1 pseudogene is annotated in these 1,840 nt (G+C 33.8%); it reads left to right on the forward strand.

From position 1 onward, the window contains the following. Positions 1-265 precede the first annotated feature (265 nt). A pseudogene (locus tag KO527_RS23935) lies at positions 266-1,242 on the forward strand (IS630 family transposase). Positions 1,243-1,840 lie beyond the last annotated feature (598 nt).

A 1,840-nucleotide genomic window follows, 5' to 3' on the forward strand; every position in this document is an offset into this window, starting at 1 on the left:
CTCAGAAGTGAAACGAAACAGCGCCGATGATAGTGTGGGGTTTCCCATGTGAAAGTAGGACATCGCCAGGCTCCTAATTAAAGAAAGCCGATACAGAAATGTATTGGCTTTTTTGCTTTTTGGGATTTAGAAATTATACCCAGCTGGCATCGCCAGGCTCATACCAATTACATTAAATTCATGATCTAATGCCTAATTATTTATTTTTATGATCTAATACCCTTTCCATCTATTATTAACAGAGCTTAATTTTTCTGAATCACACATTCCTGATTTCCCGTATACAAATAGCGCGAGGCTTAGAACTCGTTACTTAGTTATTCGTTTATTTTTAGAAACTAAAAACCGCACTTCGTTGCTAAAACTGCTGGCGTAAGTCGTCGCTTAGTAAATGAATGGGTTGGGTTATATTTATCAGATGGCATTGAAGCATTAAATATTAAAAAGCAATCAGGACGACCTGCTAAATTAACCCAAAAACAAAAAGAGCAACTTAAGAGTTATATTGTAGCTCACGCGGTGAAATCTAACGGTGGAAGGTTAATAGCTGAAGATATTAGAGCTTATGTCAATGTAACATTTAAAATCACTTATCAATTAAGTAATGTATATCGCCTATTAAATGAAATGGATTTGTCATGGATTACTTCCCGCTCGAAACATCCAAAACAATCGTTTGAAGCCCAGGAAAAGTTAAAAAAATTCCTGACTAAAACGATCATCACAATCTCAGGGCACATGGGACTGGATAGAACGGATGTTTGGTTTCAAGATGAAGCACGCTTTGGCCAACAAAATACAACGACAAAAATTTGGGCTCAAAAAGGTTCGCGATCAAGAGTTGTCAAGCAACAGCAGTTTGAGTCAGCTCATATATATGGTGCAGTGTGTCCTGCAACAGGGAAAACAGAAGCAATTATTGCACCTTGTTTGAGTAAAGATGTAATGCGAAAACATTTACAACTTATATCGAATGTCACTGAAGATGGAAGATATGCAGTTGTTATCGTTGATCGCGCTAGCTGACATATGGGAGATATTGCAAGTGAATTCAGAAATCTATCAATCATCCCATTACCACCGTATTCACCAGAATTAAATCCAGTAGAACAAGTATGGCAATGGATGCGTCAAAGGGAATTATCAAATCGTACATTTAATGGTTATGAAGATATTGTTAGGCAAGTATCTCGAGCTTGGAATGTATTCCGTTTAGAAGTCGAACGAGTAAAAAAATTATGATCAAGAAAATGGATAAACTTGATCACTTAATTAATGTGAATGGTATTAGTTTGTTTGCTATCTGGAACGTATAAAAACTATTGAGCCAACTACACAACTAAAATAACAACTATCAAATATACCTACCTGAGATCCTAGGCTATTTTCCTTGAGTTAATATTTTCTCATTTCGTATTTAATAAAAAACATAGATCTTATTTATTATAAAATTTCTATTGTGATTATTTACTGTTTTCAGTACTTAGAAATGGTGAGGATTTTAATTAATAAGAACGCAATACTAAAATCTACCTTTTAAATTTGTTAAATCACCCAGTGGTATCAATAGCTAAGCAACCTAAACATAAAAGTAGAGTTTAAACAGATCTTAAACTGTTGATGCAGAATTAGAATTAAAGAAAGAAGATTTCTACTTTTGTAATATTTAGAGTCAGTTCTTAACTATATAATGCGAATTAAATATCAAAAAGATATTGTCGCTAGAGCCAATTATTATTGAGTTTAATCTATAAAACCTCCTATTTAAGGGCGTTTTGTTTATATAATGAGCGAACAGTCAGTAATATCAACTTATCTTCAAAAAACACTTGCGCAGATT

This window comes from Pseudoalteromonas sp. C2R02 (assembly GCF_018860845.1).
In the GTDB taxonomy this organism is placed as follows: domain Bacteria; phylum Pseudomonadota; class Gammaproteobacteria; order Enterobacterales; family Alteromonadaceae; genus Pseudoalteromonas.